Origin of the sequence: Arenibacter palladensis (assembly GCF_900129275.1) — a bacterium.
GTDB lineage: Bacteria > Bacteroidota > Bacteroidia > Flavobacteriales > Flavobacteriaceae > Arenibacter > Arenibacter palladensis.
Genome location: NZ_FQUX01000001.1, coordinates 267,527 through 285,325, shown reverse-complemented (window position 1 = coordinate 285,325; position 17,799 = coordinate 267,527). Strand labels below are relative to the sequence as shown.

At 41.9% G+C, this 17,799-nt stretch carries 13 protein-coding genes; 1 reads left to right on the top strand and 12 read right to left on the bottom strand.

Going from position 1 to position 17,799, the window contains the following annotated elements; genetic code table 11:
* Positions 1-408 precede the first annotated feature (408 nt).
* Positions 409-774, bottom strand: coding sequence for a hypothetical protein (locus tag BUA60_RS01055; protein WP_072859901.1), 366 nt, complete (start codon positions 772-774; stop codon positions 409-411).
* A gap of 400 nt (positions 775-1,174) precedes the next feature.
* On the bottom strand, positions 1,175-2,443 hold the full coding sequence (locus BUA60_RS01050) for a PQQ-dependent sugar dehydrogenase (RefSeq protein WP_072860795.1): 1,269 nt from the start codon (positions 2,441-2,443) through the stop codon (positions 1,175-1,177).
* A gap of 206 nt (positions 2,444-2,649) precedes the next feature.
* Between BUA60_RS01050 and BUA60_RS01045 the strand changes: the two genes are divergently transcribed.
* Positions 2,650-5,676 (top strand): aminotransferase class III-fold pyridoxal phosphate-dependent enzyme, encoded by a 3,027-nt coding sequence (locus tag BUA60_RS01045; RefSeq protein WP_072859900.1) that lies wholly within the window; start codon positions 2,650-2,652, stop codon positions 5,674-5,676.
* A gap of 168 nt (positions 5,677-5,844) precedes the next feature.
* On the opposite strand, the gene BUA60_RS01040 is transcribed toward BUA60_RS01045, so the two are convergent.
* The 10 genes from BUA60_RS01040 to BUA60_RS00995 form a co-directional block, all read right to left on the bottom strand.
* On the bottom strand, positions 5,845-7,122 hold the full coding sequence (locus tag BUA60_RS01040; protein WP_072859899.1) for a DUF3570 domain-containing protein: 1,278 nt from the start codon (positions 7,120-7,122) through the stop codon (positions 5,845-5,847).
* Between the two features lie 6 nt (positions 7,123-7,128).
* The gene (locus tag BUA60_RS01035; RefSeq protein WP_072859898.1) at positions 7,129-7,338 is read right to left on the bottom strand and encodes a DUF4266 domain-containing protein; all 210 of its coding nucleotides are present in this window, start codon (positions 7,336-7,338) and stop codon (positions 7,129-7,131) included.
* Positions 7,339-7,342: 4 nt separating this feature from the next.
* The gene (locus BUA60_RS01030) at positions 7,343-8,332 is read right to left on the bottom strand and encodes an FAD:protein FMN transferase (RefSeq protein WP_072859897.1); all 990 of its coding nucleotides are present in this window, start codon (positions 8,330-8,332) and stop codon (positions 7,343-7,345) included.
* On the bottom strand, positions 8,329-8,763 hold the full coding sequence (locus tag BUA60_RS01025) for a thioredoxin family protein (RefSeq protein WP_072860794.1): 435 nt from the start codon (positions 8,761-8,763) through the stop codon (positions 8,329-8,331). The genes BUA60_RS01030 and BUA60_RS01025 overlap by 4 nt, the downstream gene beginning before the upstream one ends.
* 35 nt (positions 8,764-8,798) lie before the next feature.
* Positions 8,799-9,248 (bottom strand): Rieske 2Fe-2S domain-containing protein, encoded by a 450-nt coding sequence (locus BUA60_RS01020; RefSeq protein ID WP_072859896.1) that lies wholly within the window; start codon positions 9,246-9,248, stop codon positions 8,799-8,801.
* Positions 9,249-9,380: 132 nt separating this feature from the next.
* Positions 9,381-10,295, bottom strand: a complete 915-nt coding sequence (locus BUA60_RS01015; RefSeq protein ID WP_072859895.1) for an alpha/beta hydrolase — start codon at positions 10,293-10,295, stop codon at positions 9,381-9,383.
* A 409-nt stretch (positions 10,296-10,704) separates the two neighbouring features.
* Positions 10,705-13,002 carry a glycosyl hydrolase family 95 catalytic domain-containing protein gene (locus BUA60_RS01010; RefSeq protein ID WP_072859894.1) on the bottom strand — a complete coding sequence of 766 codons (2,298 nt, stop codon included), beginning with the start codon at positions 13,000-13,002 and terminating at the stop codon, positions 10,705-10,707.
* A 17-nt stretch (positions 13,003-13,019) separates the two neighbouring features.
* Positions 13,020-15,830: an NPCBM/NEW2 domain-containing protein gene (locus tag BUA60_RS01005; RefSeq protein ID WP_084532442.1), complete on the bottom strand. Its 2,811-nt coding sequence runs from the start codon at positions 15,828-15,830 to the stop codon at positions 13,020-13,022.
* Between the two features lie 325 nt (positions 15,831-16,155).
* Positions 16,156-16,992: a sugar phosphate isomerase/epimerase family protein gene (locus BUA60_RS01000; protein WP_072859893.1), complete on the bottom strand. Its 837-nt coding sequence runs from the start codon at positions 16,990-16,992 to the stop codon at positions 16,156-16,158.
* Between the two features lie 13 nt (positions 16,993-17,005).
* Entirely contained in the window at positions 17,006-17,734 is a 729-nt protein-coding gene (locus BUA60_RS00995; RefSeq protein WP_072859892.1) for a phytanoyl-CoA dioxygenase family protein, read from the bottom strand.
* Between the last annotated feature and the right edge of the window lie 65 nt (positions 17,735-17,799).

The window sequence follows — 17,799 nt, the reverse complement described above, 5'->3', positions numbered from 1 at the left end:
ATTGAGTAGTCTTGGGGTCTTTTTCAGGAACTGTTCCTAGTCGCCCCAACTTTTGTCCTCAACGATCTTAAGTTAGGGATGGTGGCCATTTAGGATTGGAAAGTATAGTTGGGGACTATACCGACATTTATTAATGTAGAGCAATTATCAAGCTAAAACAATGATATAGGTCATATGCCAACGCCATGGGGATTGGCTTTTAAGATGTATCGTGGGCCTGTATGTCCGGCCCACTAAAGTTTAGTAATAAATTTGGGCACAGGAAAGATGGTATTGGATCGCCATGTAGTATATTCCAGAATTGGCAATTAAAAAGCCCTTAGAACTAAGGGCTTTTAATTTAAGTGTATGCTTTTTTTACCATGCTGCACGACAAAGTTTTGGCAGCCTAAGCGTTATACGTGCCGACTAAAGTCTGACCAGCTCTTCAGTGTCAATGGCTTCTTTAAGTCTGGCTTTTATATAGCTATGGCTATTAAAAAAGCGCTTTCCGTTTTGTCTCTTCAGGTGTACCACCTTACTGCCATCTGGCATCACTTTCATTTTAGAAACGATTACTTTGCTTTGGAAAAGTGTTTTGTAGTTCGGGATTCCTCCTTTCTTAATGATAAAATTCATCCTTGGCACTTCTATATGTTCATAGAGATTTGCTGAAGGACTTCCAATCATTAATACTGAACCAACTTCCAAATCATCAAGTTCGTTTGTTGTTGTTGATGCTTGCAGTAATGTAATTCCCAAAAAGAAATAAAGTGCTGTTAATACTGTTTTCATAGTTTTACAGGTGTTTTTTAATTGTTTATTTATTTTTACCGCCCTAAAAATAGCAATTATGAAATATTTATTTTCTTAAGATTTTCATAAATCGGACCTTGTAAATGTATAAATCGGAGCCGGTCATCTTACACAGATTGTTTGGTGGAATCCAATCATATCTTTGTAATTGAAGGATTGCGAAATTGTAAGCTGTTTGATTCCGGTGCTAAAATGCTCTATTCCAATAGTTAGGGTTTATTGGATGATTGGGAATTGGGTAAAAAAAAGATCCCTTTAGAAAAAGGCTTAAGGGATCTTGATTATATGATGACTACATTAAAAGAATATTGCCGTTTTGGGCCAGCACTGTCCTATCACTTTAAGTAATAGCAGTAGCATTTTGGTATTGCCTAGAAGATCAATAGGTTATTTTGTATACGGTACCGTTTAGATCTTCGCTTACATACAATTCACCGTTAGGACCTTGTGCCAATCCACAGGGTCTGTGCTGAATAGGGCCACTTGGATTTGCTAGGTCTATGCCCGAAAAATTATCTGCAAAGATTTCCCAATTTCCATTTGGCTTACCATCCTTAAAAGGTACGAAGGCCACGAAATATCCTTTTTTTAACTCTGGGGACTGTCCATGGAATGCAATAAAAGCGCCATTTCTATATTTTTCGGGGAACATGGTTCCTGTGTAAAAAAGAAGGTCGTTGGGAGCCAAATGGGCGGGGAACGCCATAATAGGGTCTATAGCGTTTTCACTTCCAGTTTTTTCACCATCACCACCATATTCCGGGGCTAGGATATTCTTCTTCTTAAACTGATCGTAATAGATGTAGGGCCAACCGGCATCATCACCTTTATGAAGTTCAAACAGTGTTTCCGCAGGAAGTTCCGCACTGTGTTTGGCGGTATAGTGTTCAGGATAATAATCGTGAAAAGCGCCTCTGCCATGAACCGCAGCAAATAAGGAGTTGGTCTTGTAATTCCAAGCTGTGGCCACAGCATTTTTTACTCCGGTGGCATAACGTATTCCATCCGAAAAGGACTGGTTTAATTTATCGGCCTTAAATTGCCAAATACCGCCTGCGGAATCCAGGATGGTACAGGGCATAATACCGTTACCACTACCTTCTTCCCTACAGCTATCGTTCCAAGAGCCTATGGTGACATAAATGTTGGCATTATCGTCCATTACAAATGATTTAGCATTGTCCTGGCCTTTATCTGCCAATCCGTCCACTATATTCTCAGGATTATCTATATCGATAATTTCTTCATTTTCATTTAATTTATATCTATAGACTCCAGAATTGGAGGAGGTGTATAAGTAACCGCCTTTTATCAGGATGCCTGTCCCTGGGAGATTGCCAAATTGTTTTTCCGTATCAATTTTTCCGTCATTGTCGGTGTCCTTAAGTAGGATAATACCTTTATCGTCCTTTAGCTTGGATCTATTTACATAAATATCCCCATTCTTTGAGACGGTCATATGTCTTAGATTTCCTAAATCTTTCGCTACAACTTCTATAGAAAAATCCTCCGGGATCACTATATCGGTTTCATTGATTGGAGCTGCTACTTTTTCTTTGGAATTTTGCTTGCATTGTGTGGTTAGTACTGCCAACAAAACAAGCATGGATAATGACTTAAATACTGGAAAGGTAATTCTGTTCTTCATAATTTTAATTAGTGTGGTTGGATCAAGGGTTAAAGATAGTATTTCAATCTTATTTTTTAGGAAAAAACCCAAATTGACCATAGATACTACTTTGCTGTTGTGTTTGGAATATTTATTTGTCCTAATGGTCCTGTGAAAATAATATTCTTAATTTGGTAGATGGTTTATGAGTTCTAGGGAGAGTTCAATATTGTAGTTGAAATTAAATGGAATATAGCAAAATTAGAATTACAGCAGAGGAGGCCGTTCAAATTGCCCTTGAAAACTTTGACATTCAAGGTACGGCCAAACCACTGCCAGGGGAGATCGATTTTAATTTTAAGATCGATGCATCGGAAGGGAAGGCCTATATACTAAAAGTATCCCGTCCGGACGAGAACGCGGATTATTTGGATTTTCAGCAGAAACTGTTGCAATTTATTGCCAATAAGGGTTCGGGTTTAACTGTTCCTAGAGTCATTCCGGATAAAAATGGAAGTTTGATTTCGGAAACTAAGGACAAATTAGGTCGTATCAGGAAAGTGCGGTTGTTGTCTTGGATAGCCGGCAGGGTCTGGAGTGGGGTGAATCCCCAATTGGACAATCTTCGCTACAGCTTGGGAGCACATTGTGGACGGCTAACAGCTGCCTTGCAGGGTTTTGATCATCCCGAGGCCCATCGGGAATTCGTCTGGGACATAAGTCAAGGAAATTGGACCACAGAATATCTTGACCTTTTTAAGAATGGGGACAAAGAAGTCATCTCCCATTTTCAGGATCAATTTAAAGAGGCACAGCCCAGTTATTCCCAGTTGCGCAAGGAAGTGGTACATAATGACACCAACGATAATAATGTAATCGTTTCCCAAGATCTGATCGATCCCAAAGTGGTCACCGCCATAGATTTCGGGGATTCGGTATATACCCAGATTGTTAACGACTTGGCCGTGGCCTGTGCCTATGCCATTATGCACCATAATGATCCCCTAAAGGCAGCCTTGCCTGTTGTTAAGGGCTATCATAGTTCGTTCCCCTTACAGGAAAAGGAGTTGGAACATTTGTATACCGCCATTGCCATGCGTTTGGTGATATCGGTAACCAAATCTGCGATTAATAAAAAGAAGGAACCGGACAATACCTATCTTTTGATCAGTGAAAAACCGGCATGGGAGTTATTGCGGAAATGGAAGGATATAAATGCCGATTTTGCACACTATAGTTTTAGGGAGACCTGTGGGTATACCGCCCATCCCTGTGAGGAAAAATTCAGTGTTTGGTCACAAAGCAAAGCCTTTTCTCTAGATAGGCTTTTCCCTGCTATGGGCAACAATGAAGTCCATGCCCTGGATCTGAGCGTTTCCAGTAAATGGTTGGGGCATGAAAAGGACTTTAACGACCTGGATTATTTTCAATATAAACTCAATAAGTTGCAGGGGGAATATCCTTCCAAAATATTGGCTGGAGGATATTTGGAGCCTAGGCCCATTTACACGACATCCTCCTATGATAAAATAGGAAATAATGGGAGGGAGAGCAGAAGTATTCATTTGGGAGTGGATTTTTGGTTGCCGGCCAGTACTGCCGTGCATGCACTTTTTGATGGGGAAGTGGTTACCGCTGTAAATGATGAGGGGGACAAGGAATACGGCGGACTGGTAATTTTAAGGCACCGGGAGGAAGGTTTGGAGTTTTATACCCTTTACGGACATTTGTCCGTTGCAAGTGCTACGCGGCATAAGGTTGGAACTTTTTTAAAGGCTGGGGACGTCATTGGCATTTTGGGGAATTGGCCTGAGAACGGTAATTGGGCTCCACATCTGCATTTTCAGATTATGCTTTGTATGCTGCAATATAAGATCGATTATCCAGGAGTAGCGTATCATGACCAGATTTCCGTATGGAAGAGCCTATGTCCAGATCCCAACCTTTTGTTTAAAACCAAGGGGTTGGAGAGAAAGGAAGCCACTTCCAATGCGGACATCCAGGTATTTAGAAAACAACATTTGGGCAAAAGTTTAATCCTGCAGTACAAGGTGCCCATAAAAATGGTACGGGGTGCAGGACAGTACCTAATGGACCAATACGGAAGAAAATACTTGGATACCGTAAACAATGTTGCCCATGTGGGGCACGAACATGCAGATGTAGTCAAGGCAGGACAGGAGCAAATGGCCTTGATAAATACCAATAGTCGCTATTTGCACGAAAACATCAATGAATTGGCCAAAGAACTGTTGGAGACTTTACCACCAGAATTAAGTGTGCTCCATTTTGTGAATTCCGGTAGTGAGGCCAATGAGTTGGCCATCCGTATGCTTAAGGCGGCCACCGGTGAACGGGACATTATAGCCTCCGAGGTGGGCTACCATGGCAATACCAATATGTGCATCGATATCAGTTCTTACAAATTTGATGGCAAAGGAGGCAAGGGCGCCCCTGAACACACCCATATTTTTCCACTTCCCGATGCCTTTAGGGGAAAATATCGCGGAGAAAATACAGGCGGGCTATATGCAGAGGAGGTTAAGGGGCAAATAGATAGGATTCATGCAAAGGGAAGGGGAGTAGGCGGTTTTATCATAGAGCCAATCATTAGCTGTGGGGGGCAGATAGAATTACCGGAAGGATTCTTGGCCAAGGCCTATCAATACGTGAAGGAAGCGGGCGGACTCTGTATCTCGGATGAGGTGCAAGTGGGTTGCGGTCGTATGGGCAGTACCTTTTGGGGCTTCCAATTGCACGGGGTAATTCCCGATATCGTTACCATAGGGAAACCGCTTGGCAATGGGCATCCATTGGCTGCGGTGGCCTGTACCCAAGAAGTAGCTGAAAAATTCGCCAATGGCATGGAGTATTTCAACACTTTTGGGGGCAATCCGGTTTCCTGTGCCATTGGTGCCGAGGTTCTAAGGGTGGTAAAACGGGAGAAGCTACAGGCACATGCCTTGGCGGTGGGGACCTATTTGAAACAGCAGCTAAATAAGCTTTCAAAGGATTTCCCAATTATTGGGGATGTAAGAGGGCAGGGCCTTTTTTTAGGCTTGGAACTGGTCGATTCCAAGATGGAGCCATTGGCCGCCCAAACGGATTATTTGGCCAACCGAATGAAAGACCACGGCATTCTTATGAGTACCGATGGCCCTGACCACAACGTTCTTAAAATTAAACCCCCTATGGTCTTTTCCCAGGAAAATGCGGAAGAACTTATATTTTATTTAGGGAAAATATTGGCCGAAGATTTTATGAAACTGTAATCAAATCCTAGGTATTTACAGATCAATCGCTTCGTTTAAGTCCCCACCCTACCCCCGCCTAAAGTCGGGCAGGCTCTCCCCAAAGTAGAGGGAACTACTGAGGCGCTTTTATGGTAATTATGTTATATAAGGAACGTCAGAATATCCTGTGTGGGTTGTCACCAAATCCTAATCCATAATAAACTTGGCTCCCAATTCGAATATACTGGCGCTTAAACCGGTTGTTCTTTCATATTGGTTGAACCTAAAGCTAATGCTCTTTAAACCGAATTTCCATACCTTGGATTGGGTGAAAATATCCCTGTAGGTAATGCCAAAACCGTACTGGTTGCTGTTAAAGGCCGATAGGTCATAATCAGAGGTATAGTATTCATAGGTGGATAATGCCGTTTCCTTGGGATAAAAGTAATCGGAAGCTGTTTGGGAATAATAGCGGTACATAGGATATACCGTAAACTTATCGGATATTTTTATAGGGATTTCCAAACTTCCGGTGTAAGCGGTAACTCCCCAATCGTCATAATAGTATCTGAAATAGGTACGAAGGCTTAGCAGTTCGTTAAGGTAGTAGGCAATACGGCCCCCAATAGGTACTTTAAATCGATTGAAGGGTAATTTTTCAACATTGTCCGCCAATTGAAATTCCTCAATAAAGAAATCGTTCCTGTCCTGTAAGTAGACCCTTTGGTGTGGAGTGGACAATAAACCTTCCTGAAATATCATGTCCAAGGAAAGAGAGGCCTGTAAGCGCTTGGTGATGATCTGGGAAAAATTAAGGGATATTGAATAAGTGTTGCGGTTAAGCTGACTGAATTCATTGAACAAGGGAGAATAGGTGCCTGTACCGGTAATTCTACTATCAAAAAAGCCTTCGCGCAGTTCAATGGGATATTGTGGATTGTAGGTATCCAAATACACCTGTCCACTGATTCCCAGCTCGGTATTTTTTTCGTTCATGAGATGGGTATAACCACCCCCAAAACCAAAGGAAAAGTAATCATATTCTGCAGAAACGGCGATATTGCCGCTTACAATAACATTCCGGTCTTTGGAACTATGGGTAAAGGTTGGGTGAAAATAAGTTAGGACATCACTTCTTGAGGCACCCGATGATTCTACCCAAGGACTGGCCGAATTGTTCCCGTCAAAAGGGTTAATGTTACTCGAGGAGGCCGAGGTGTAGGCAGATATTCCTGCATCTAAACTAAGCACGTTGTCTTCTCCTATGGGAATGCTCACAACAATTGTGGGGGTCATATCCGTTAATTTTTCCGTACCCTCCCCACCAGTTACGGCAGCGTTGTCTCCATCCTGACTGTAATAGCTATAAAGCAGCTCCACTTCCGTGGTCTCCAAGACTTTTTTTATATACTCCTGATTGTTTCCTTGGGAGATTCCTGTATAAGAAATCAAGCCAAAAAACACTAAAATTCCTATTTTTTTCATGCTATTTTAATTGCATCCGCATCCACCACCCGTTTTGCCCCCATTGGCACCTGCAGCTGCTTCCCGATATATGTGAAAATTAGTTTCAAAGCGCTCAAGACTTTTGGTGGCTAAGATCATTTCTTCGTCGTTAAGGTATACTTTGTCATATTCCCTTACCGCAACACAAGAGGAAAGTGATAAAATGCCCAGAATAAGTATAATGAAATATCGCATAGAATTATTGGGTTTTGTTAAGTTCAATATTTTCGGAAGTGTGAATATTGTTATGATCATCTATAATAATGCATTCCACCCCTTTAATTTGGTTAATCATATGAAGTCCTGTTTCCGTTCCGGTAATAAAAACAGAGGTAGCCAGGGCATCACACAATTCGGCACTAGGGGCAAATATGGTAACACTTAGGATACCCGTAGAGGGATAACCGGTTCTTGGGTCAATAATATGACTGTATTTAACCCCATTAAAGGTGACGTATTTTTCATAATTGCCAGAGGTGGCGACCGCCGCATTAACTACAGGGAACCAGGAGAAGATGTTGTCCTTGTTAAGAGGGTTGGTAATGCCCACCATCCAATCCGTGCCATCGGGTTGTTTTCCCCAAGTAGTTAGGTCGCCCGAGGCATTGATTATCCCCGATTTAACACCTTCTGCTTTTAGCATGCTTCTCACCTTATCTGCCGCATATCCTTTTCCGATGGCACCAAAACCTATTTTCATACCCTCCAAAGTTAAGAACACCGTTTGTGCCGTCTTGTCCAGGACAATGTTTTGATAGCCGATCTTGGCAACGGAATTTTCTATGGCTTCCTTGGTGGGCATTTCTGTCATGCTGCCATCATATTTCCAAACCTTATCAATGGAGGCATAGGTGATATCGAAGGCGCCGTCCGTAATCTTTGAGACGGTGATGCAGCGCTCAATAAGGTCTATTAATTCTTGATCAACTTTTACAGGTTTAATCCCTGCGTTTAGATTGATCTGCGAGGTTTGTGAGCTTGGAATCCATGAGGAAATCAATTTTTCAATTCTGGTAATTTCTTCTATGGCCTCATCTATGTAACGGTTAGCGGTAACTTCATCCTGGGAAACTATAGTAATATCGAACCTACTTCCCATTAATTTTGTGGTTCGTCTATGTGCTATGTCCTGAGCAAAAACGAAACATGGGATAATAAATGCAACTGCAATTAATAGTGGGTTTTTCAACCTTCGAACGATTTTAAAAGTGCAATATATTCTTTCACGGATATATTTTTGAATCCGGTTTGGCCCAAGATATTTCCATTGGGGTCTAAAACCAAGACCAAAGGAAAGTATCCATTCTTATTATACTTTTCTGCAAGTTGGGCGTTTTTATTTTTTTGGTCCTCCGGGAGTTGGTTCGCTTTTTTTCTAGGAAAATCTGCCCTTAGCATGGTCCAATGATCTTTGGCATAGTTCTGAAATTCTGCCGACTGCCAAATATTTTTGTCCAGTTTAATACAGGGGGCACACCAATCGGAGCCAGAAAAGACCAATACTACATTTTGATGATTTTCTTTGGCAAGGGCAGCTGCGGTAGACCAATCGTTTTCCCACTTTTGGGCACTTATGAGACTTGATACAAAAAGAGATATTATTAAAATCGACTTTTGCATTTGGCGGGGTTTTGAGAACATAAAGGTATTTATTTTTAGGCGGAAACTGTCAAAATACTTCCATTTATACTAGTCGTATAAATCTTGAGTCCCTTACTGCCATTTTTATTTAATCCTTTTCCATTTTGGTCGAAACGGGCATCATGTTCCCCACAAAAGAATTCGTTGTTCTTAAAAACTACCTTCTTTTTAAATTCATGACTACATATCACAGTGGCGGCCACGTACTTGCCTTCCAGGTTTTTGGCTATTACTACGTTGTTTTTAATGATATAACCCCCGTTATTTTGAAGTTTCCCCGCTTCCGAAGCAGATAGGTCAACCGTAAAGGGTACACTGTTAGTGGAAGAGCTGTTAGAACCGGAAGAAGCGTCTTCGTCAGCATTAGGGTCCAACTCTTCCCTTAAACAACTTCCTAGGCAACTAAAGGTCACTGCCAAAGCGGCCCCAGCTCCAATAGATTTGAGAAATTCTTTGCGTTCCATAAGTATAAGGATTTAGGTTATATAGATAACAACTGAAATCTATAATACCCTACCTAATTCATCATTTTTTTATAGGTATCCCTACTTAGGAAAATTTATGTAAGCTTTGTTTTAGTCCATGCTAGGACATTATTAATTTTTTAACCCTTTTAACCATCCTACCCATTGATCGGTCCAGGTAGCCAAATGTGCTTCTTGAAGTCCCAAGGCAAAACCATGACCGCCAGTTGGATAAATGTGCATTTCTGCAGGTACTTGGTGCTTTACCAATGCCGTATAGAATAAAAGGCTATTTTCTACTGGTACTCCTTTATCATCTGAGGCGTGCAGTAAAAAAGTTGGAGGGGTATCCCGAGTAACCTGTAATTCGTTGGAGAAATGATCCAATAATTTTTGGGAAGGGTTTTCTCCCAATAAGTTTTTTCTGGAGCCTCCATGGGTATTTGGTTCTCCCATTGTAATTACCGGATAGGCCAAGGTCATAAAGTCTGGGCGGGCACTAAGTTGGTCAATAGCATCCTGTTGGGCATATACCTCTTCCTTATAATGTGTTCCCAAGGTGGAAGCCAAATGTCCACCTGCTGAAAATCCAATAATACCAATGTTGTTTGGGTTTATATTCCACTCCTCGGCCTTGGAGCGCACCGTCCTAATGGCGCGTTGTGCATCTTGCAACGGTACTTTGTGTTTTTCTGTAACCGATTTGGAATTGGGCAGTCTGTATTTAACTACGATTCCGGCAATGCCCTTTCCGTTTAGGAATTTTGCAAAGTCGGTTCCTTCCCAATCATAGGCCAATATGCCATAACCTCCGCCCGGGAAAATGAGTACCGCCTGCCCGGTAGCAATTTTCTTGGCCGGTAAATACACCTCAATCTGAGGATCCTGTACCTTGGCTATCCTTACAATGTCCGCGCTTATCACCTCTTCTTTTTCATCTGTTTTGATGGAGTTGGGGATGTTGTTGGGCCAAAGTGGTAGTACGGTGTTTTGTGCGAAAATGGTCATAGAAAATAAACAGCTAAAAAGGAAAAAGAATGGTTTCATTTTAATTTTTGAATAGGTTGATATGGTTAAAGATAGAAAATATCGTTGAACAAGAAGATTTAAAATTTTGCAAGGGCATCCCAGTACATAGGAAGGTTCACAAAAGCAATTTTTGACGCTGTATGACCTGTATTTGTAATATCTAAATATTATTAAAAAGTATATATTAAGAACTACTAGGTATTATAGGTTTTGTAAATGATTGATTGTTAGCGGGTTTATTTTTGGTTAGATATGCCTAATGTGCTATTAGAGGCATTTATTCAGGATTGGGCTCCTTCCCCTGCCTAAGGGAAGAAGCCTTATTTTAGGTCCGCTATTTGGAACTATATTCCAGTTGGACCTTTACTGCTAGTAGACCGTTTGAATAACTCTGGGCACCACATTTGGTGCAGTATGGCTTATTGTATTATGGTTTAAGCCATATTTCCTGGCCAGGTTGGGTTTCAATTATTAATACATCGCCATCCCATTGGGAGTTAACGTCATCTTCAATTGAAAATTCCTTATTTGAAAAAGGATTCATAAGTCGGATTGTCCCACCTTTTTCGGAAACGATCTTTACCCATTTTAGTTTTCCGTCTTGTTTTTGGGCGGATATTAAAAAGGCACCTTCGGTCCGTAATTTGCTAAATCCAACGTTTTTCCAATCTGGCGGAATAGCGGGAAAAATGCGTACAGTACCAGTATGACTTTGTATTAGCATTTCCTGTAGGCCTGCGGCAAAGGCAAAGTTGCCTTCCAAGGTAAATGGCCTATAGGTAAAATTCGATTTTCCGGTTCCCGATTGGTCGCCGTTAACGTGAAAACTATTGGGGAGCACAAAGGAAGTAGCAAAATCCTTTAATGCTTTTGCCGTACCTTCCCCATCAAAAGCCCTGGCCTTTAGATTTCCCAGCCAGCTAAAGGAATAACCAACCCACTGACTGGAACCAGTGGCATCCAAGTTGGCGATGGTCTTTTCTATAACCTCCATATCCTTTGTGCCATTTGATGGGTCTATTAATCCAAGTGGATGTATGGCCATTAAATGGGAGAAATGTCTGTGCGACTCATTAAAGGGCAGGCTAGGGGAGAACATTAGGCCATGTTCGTTTACAGCGTAATCTGGCCATTCATTTAACGCGGCTTCCCATTGTTCTGCCTCTTTCTTAAGGCCGAGTTCCAAGGCCAGTTCTGCCGCATGGGAATAGGTCCATTTAATTAGGGCAAGGTCAAAATTGGTCATATCCCCAAACCAGGCTTCACGGGAATTATTATGTATTTCAGGGCTGGAACTTAAGGGAAGTTTTCGTTTGCCATCCTCATCCAAAACAGACAATTCGTTGAAATGAATGGCCACCTCCTTTATCCAAGGGTAAGCCTCGTTTTTTAGGAAATCGCGATCCATGGTATAGCGCCAATGCAGATAAAAATGTTGTCCCAACCAAGCCCCGACCGTTGGCCCAAAGGAATATTGTATCCAGCCTCCCATAGGTTCTCCTGTCAAGGTAGTAACCCCAGGGACATTAAGTCCGTTAGTACCATAGAAATCTTTGGTATATTTTTTAAAAGTGGGTTTGTATTGGGTAAGCCAATCTACAAAACCTTGTTCCAAATCCAAATGGTTGCCGGAATAGGTAGGCCAATAACTTAATTGTGTGTTCAGATCATGGTGGTAATCGCCTTTCCAAGGTGGTAATTTTCCGTTATCCGCCGTCCATACACTTTGCAGCGATATTGGTGGAGCCCCCTGTCTGGCTGCCGACCCCAACTTGTACATTTCCATATACCATTGGTGCTGCAATACGGGATCTGGAATTTTAATGGTAGACTGATCCCAGAATGATTTCCACCAGGCAATGTGACTTTCCATGGAGGATGCCATTCCTGCCTGAAGCGATTTAGTTACTACTTGTTCTGCGGTTTCTTTAGGGGCTTTATCCGAAGTTTGTGAGCTTATGCTCCAACTTCCCTGAATACCTTTTGGTGTAGGTTGCCATTGGGTGTATACCTGAAATTGAAAATCGGACCATCCTTTCTGGTCATAGGTAATGATATGGTCTTTTTGGGTAACCCTCCCGCCATCATAATTTAATCTTCGAAGATCTTGCCCCGTTACCGGGTCATTGGCACCTTCTTGTTTTACCGATACATAGGCCGGTGGAATTATGGTTGGATTCAATTCTTCGTTAATATTTTCAAAGGTATACCATCCCAAAGGTTCGGTGGCGTGGACAAAGGTTTTAAGTATGGCACCATTCTTCCATTTTACCTCGCATATTGCGGAATCCAAATTCAGCTTTACCGATTCTACCTCTCCCAATCCTTTCACATCAAATTCCAGGGCTCCGCCGGGAATTTTTGAGGGTGCCGGTAATTGGTCGTAGGGGGCATCATATCTGTCCTGTACATTTTTATAGGTATCCTTTTCCCATTGCTCCTTTACCCAATCAAATCCATAATTCTCAAAATCTAGATTTTCCATGGGCCGTAGGTCCCAAAGATCAGCCCGGTCCAGGGATAATCGAAGTTTTCCGTCATTTTCCCAAACCAAGGCACCTACGGTACCATTTCCCAAGGGAATGGCTTCATCCCAGGTCGAGGACAATTTGTCGAACTCCAGTTTATATTTGGGAATTCGGTCCAGTTCCTGATTGTTTCTCGCTGATTCGCAACTCCATAAGCTGAGAACTATGGCCAAAAGGCATATTGTTTTAGCTTTCATGTATATTGTTTTATATTTCAATAAATTACAAACCAAGTACTGCCATTGGCGGGAATTTCCACATTTAGTTCCACGGAATAATCCCTTGCCAATTCATAGGTTGTTGTTTTGCCTTCTTTCTCTTTGATGCTCACCTCACTCGAGTGTCCGGTGTAATATAGGGGGAGTTTTATGGTTTGGGACAAGGTCTTGTTCGTGGGGTTAAAGAACATAGCCATCCCTTTTTCGTTCAATTCAGGGTCCACATGCATAATGCCATCAATTTCCCTTCCATTGGCCCTTTTTAAATGGATAATAGGGGCATTAAGGATGCTGCGGTATTTTTTGTACCAATCTACCACTTCTATAACGGTCGATTTTGTTTTCTCGGTATCATATAAGCGAGGGCCTCTATAACATGCCTGGACCCCCATCCCATAGTTTTGCACCATATGTGCCTTATAGGCTTCCAAATGGGTGTCCAAGGGCTCTATAGTAGCCTCTGCTCCCCCGCCATGATATTCCGTAAGGGGCACAAAGGTCCAACTCATACTTGGAAGGCGGTCAAAGGTACCATCGTACATATTTTGTCTCCCAAGGACCAATTGACGTTCTCTGGGCAGGGACCAATTGACTTCCCTATATCCAATACCGTTCTTAGTGCTGCCACTAAGATAATACCAATCTGGGATATTGAGCGAAATTCCTTTTTCGTTGCACCATTTATAAAAATCGGTTATTCGCTTCCAAGATTTCCATTGGGAATCCTCTAGCCCTTTATGGCCTATATGCTCGGTGGAAGCACATAATTGACCTGGGTAGGAACCGTCATGTTCCAACAGGTCGAAGCCCGTTTTTTCAAAGAATGTCCTCAGTTTTTCAAAATAATCAATGCCCCATTGGCTGTTGAGACAGGGAGAACTTCCGTGAATTACGCCGCCCCTCTTGCCCGTTTCAGGATTTATAACGTCTACTTCCTCACTGATCCACCTACTGGACAATAATGAATATCCGCCCAATTCTATACCCCTGGAGTGGGCGTAATCTGCCAAGGCCTTGAATTTGGTAATATTGGCATCGGAAAGGTCCTCCATGTTCAGCCCACTGCCAAAACTTAAAATGACCATTTCATAACCTGTTTCCGCGCATTGGTCAATAGCCGCCTTTACCTTAACATCATCAGTGGTCGTTAAATGTAAAAATAAGGGATTTTCTGTAGTCCATGGGGCTATTGATTTATACATGGCATTGGTATAAAGGCCTTTACGTTGCCTATCGTGGCTATCAAAGGGCATTTCCCAGATTCTGAACGATTCAAAGTTAGTGCCTACGGCTATTGATTCATTGGGTCCAATGGGTAATTTACATTCCAATAAACAGGGAGTGGATAATAAATAACTGGCCTGTGAAGTATAACGTGGATCTTTTTCCCAATGCACAACTTTGTTCGCATTTTTCATGGACATGGAATGAAACTCAAAATCGCTTTCCACATGTATGTTTGGAGTTTCCCATCCTTTTTGTTTTTCTACAGCGCTTTCTGCCTCCACCATGGCAAGGATTTCACTCTTGAAATTATTTAATACAACGGACTTTTTACCGTGATTATCAATGGTGAACCATTTGCTGATCAAAGGAAGGCCATCATAGATTTCATAATGAACCTTCACTTCCAGGTCAGGAAATTCTGGATGGGCATAGGAAAAACTTATGTGTTTTCCTTGTGTTGGACTTTTTGGTTTGGAAGACCATCTTTTGTTGGGCCAGTATATGCGCTCCTGAATATCATCGATCTTAAAATCGGTAAGTTGAAACGAACCGGCCGGACTCCACATTTGGTCTAACCATTCCTCTTTTAAATAGCCGTATTCAATTTGTCCGTCCAATCCGCCAACGGTGTATTCCTGTCCGTCTATAGTAAGCATGGCCTCTGGACTAACACCACGCAACAGTGATTCGCCTGTTACAAGATTGGTAAAACCTACCGTGGCGCAATTTGGGGTTAGTCGGAAAGTTCTACTGATCAAGCCGTTGGAGATTACAATTTCCTTTTCATTGTGCTGTTTGTAGACAATGGATGGCAGTTCTACTTTGGTAATCAACCAATCGGCATTCACCCCTTGTTCATACTCTTTTTGGCCAAAGGGCAACCTTTGTAGTAACGGTTTTATATGGGTGTTATAAGTGGTGTCAACGGTTTTTAACTTGTTGAAATAATCGGCATCTACCAATTGGGGTTTGTGGGTATTATAATGTATTGTCGGCTCTGCCCAGACGGCATGGTCGCCAGAGATGCCATCACCCATATCCTCTACGGCAAGTTCCAGGACCTGAATACCATTTATGTCTAAATTTACTTGAATGGCTTTGTTTCCACCATTAATTTTTTTGCTTTTCCATAACAATTTTCCGTCTCCTTTTATTAGGAATCTAACAGTGCCATTGCCCATGCCTTCTTCAGAGTTGGCAATACCTACAAATGTTTTGTCCCCATCTTTTTGGGTATAGAATAGTTTATTGCCGTCACTTAGGGTATTGAATTCAACCTCCTGTGGAAAGTCTTGTTGATCCTGTATGCCTACCCGAGTACTAAATTTTTGGCTCTTGCCATCCAAGAAAAAGAATAGCCTGCTTTGGGACAGGGTTCCAATTCCTTCCTTGAAGGTTTCACCTCCTATTTGTATGGGTAATCCGTTAATGGCCTTATTTTTTTGGGCAGGCCACCAGGCTTGTTCCTGTTTATCAACATCCAATTCGGAAAGGCTGATGACTCCTTTTCCGGCTTGTTGCGAATGGGTGGGGATGGTGAATAAGAGGAGTAGCGGTAAATATATTTTTAGGAATTGCATTGAAATTTATTTCTGGAATTTTGGTGTTCTTTAGGTTCTTAGGTTTCGAGAGAAATCTATATCTCAGTAATAGCGGTCCTGTATAAGTTGGTTGGCTATTCTGACTTAAGGTCCTTCCGATTCATATCTATTCGTTTAAGGTGAAAAATCAACACTTAACACTATTAAAAATATTAACTATTTGTTAAGGCTTTATAAATATATCGACCAATGGCGTTTTCGAAAGGCTTAGTAACGGAATAAAGGGAATAGCCTTTGGCTTATTTGTTATGTGGTTGACTTTAGAGTCAAGAAAATTGAAATAGCTATGGAATGCATGGAAAAGCTATGAACATATTACTGATGGAATATGTTTTAAGGATTCGGCAAGATGGTTCTTGACAAAACTATTGATTTCCCATTGATCTCCCATGGGTATTTTAGTATTGGCCTTGTAAAGTGAGTAGGGATGTGGGCCGTATTCAGGGGTGATGGTTATGTAGGGGCGTTTTTTTATCAACGCCTTTTTGATCATCAATTCCCACCAATTTGTAAACAGATCCAACTCAGTTTTATAATTGCTATCCCGGGGGTCTATGACTTGTGGACTCTGGGCGGATCCTACCCTGGCGTGAATATGATAGGTATGTTCAATAGCTTTTTCAACCGCATAGGTCTGATTTTCCAACAATGATTCGGCAACGCAACACCAATGGGACAAATCGGAAGTGAGTTTGAGAAAGGGATATTCCTCCAAATAGGGTAAACATGCGTGGGCTGCAAACGAAAACCTGGAGCGGTGGGTTTCATGGGTAATGGTGACTCCGGATTCCAATTCTATTTCATGGGCAGTTTCAATTAGGGCCGAGTTTTGTTTATGGGTAAAAAAATCCATCCCGGTGTGTGAATTCACGAAGAGGGGATTGGCTTCCACCAGATTGTACAACTGCCTTTTGTACTGTTCTTGATGCTTGTTGAAATCCGCTTCCTTGGTTTCCCAATGCTGTCCCACGAAATCGAGTTCCAAATCCTTTAGCATCGAACAAATTTCGTTCTTTTTAATACTTTCTAAGGGAAGGTCTATTTCTACGCCCTGATAACCGGCGTTTTTTATTTTGTTCAGAAAAACGGACCAGGGTAAATCCGAACTTCCCCAACGTGGATATATAAATTTAATTTGCATGTATGGTATTGTTTTAATTTCTCTGTTTTCTTTCCCCGGTATGATCTACTCCTTGTTCCCTTTCAAATTCGATCATTTTTTTCGGCCTAAAGTTTAGGATCAAAGCCCTTCTTTGTGTTTTGGTAGCGTTGCCCTGGCTAAAGTGAAGCGAAAAACCGTCATGAAAAGTACATCCGCCGGGATTTAGGGGAATGCTTACGGCCTTTGAGCTGTCGGTTACACAATATAGGGCTCCCCCATTAGGCAGGTTTTTATGGGGGAGAATGGGTGTGCCCTCTGTTTTGGGGATAAACCACATACATCCATTTTCTTCAAAGACCTTGTCCAACGCAATCCAACAACTAGCCGATCTTTTGTCGGGCATGGCAATCCAATAGGCGGCATCTTGGTGCCAAGGTGTTGGGGTGTTGGTATTGGGAGCCTTGTTGATCATCATGTCAAAATCCAATTCCATATCCTGACCTAGTAGGTCTTTGGCCCATTGTTCCGCTTTTTTATAAGCGGTGTTTTCAATAAGTTCCTGTGCTATGGTGCTAGGTCTCATGATTTGGGTTATACGCTCCACCTTTCTGTCGGCACTATTATCCGCGCCGGCAAGGTCACTTCTTAGGTGGGCGGTTTTGGCTTTATCCTGTAATAATTTATCGTATATGGTCCTTAGGGTGTCCACCTCGTCTAGTGTAATTAATTGGTCTATTTTGATAAATCCTTGCTTATTAAACTTTGATCTTTTTGTTTCCATGGCACTAATTTATAGGCTTCAAAGATGTAGTTAAAATACATAAATATCTATCAATTTTGTACTAT

Excerpts from the sequence above, each read along its gene's own strand:
- BUA60_RS01055 (WP_072859901.1), bottom strand. The coding sequence starts at position 774 with ATGAAAACAGTATTAACAGCACTTTATTTCTTTTTGGGAATTACATTA.
- BUA60_RS01050 (WP_072860795.1), bottom strand. The coding sequence starts at position 2,443 with ATGAAGAACAGAATTACCTTTCCAGTATTTAAGTCATTATCCATGCTT.
- BUA60_RS01045 (WP_072859900.1), top strand. The coding sequence starts at position 2,650 with ATGGAATATAGCAAAATTAGAATTACAGCAGAGGAGGCCGTTCAAATT.
- BUA60_RS01040 (WP_072859899.1), bottom strand. The coding sequence starts at position 7,122 with ATGAAAAAAATAGGAATTTTAGTGTTTTTTGGCTTGATTTCTTATACA.
- BUA60_RS01035 (WP_072859898.1), bottom strand. The coding sequence starts at position 7,338 with ATGCGATATTTCATTATACTTATTCTGGGCATTTTATCACTTTCCTCT.
- BUA60_RS01025 (WP_072860794.1), bottom strand. The coding sequence starts at position 8,763 with ATGCAAAAGTCGATTTTAATAATATCTCTTTTTGTATCAAGTCTCATA.
- BUA60_RS01020 (WP_072859896.1), bottom strand. The coding sequence starts at position 9,248 with ATGGAACGCAAAGAATTTCTCAAATCTATTGGAGCTGGGGCCGCTTTG.
- BUA60_RS01015 (WP_072859895.1), bottom strand. The coding sequence starts at position 10,295 with ATGAAACCATTCTTTTTCCTTTTTAGCTGTTTATTTTCTATGACCATT.
- BUA60_RS01010 (WP_072859894.1), bottom strand. The coding sequence starts at position 13,002 with ATGAAAGCTAAAACAATATGCCTTTTGGCCATAGTTCTCAGCTTATGG.
- BUA60_RS01005 (WP_084532442.1), bottom strand. The coding sequence starts at position 15,830 with ATGCAATTCCTAAAAATATATTTACCGCTACTCCTCTTATTCACCATC.
- BUA60_RS01000 (WP_072859893.1), bottom strand. The coding sequence starts at position 16,992 with ATGCAAATTAAATTTATATATCCACGTTGGGGAAGTTCGGATTTACCC.
- BUA60_RS00995 (WP_072859892.1), bottom strand. The coding sequence starts at position 17,734 with ATGGAAACAAAAAGATCAAAGTTTAATAAGCAAGGATTTATCAAAATA.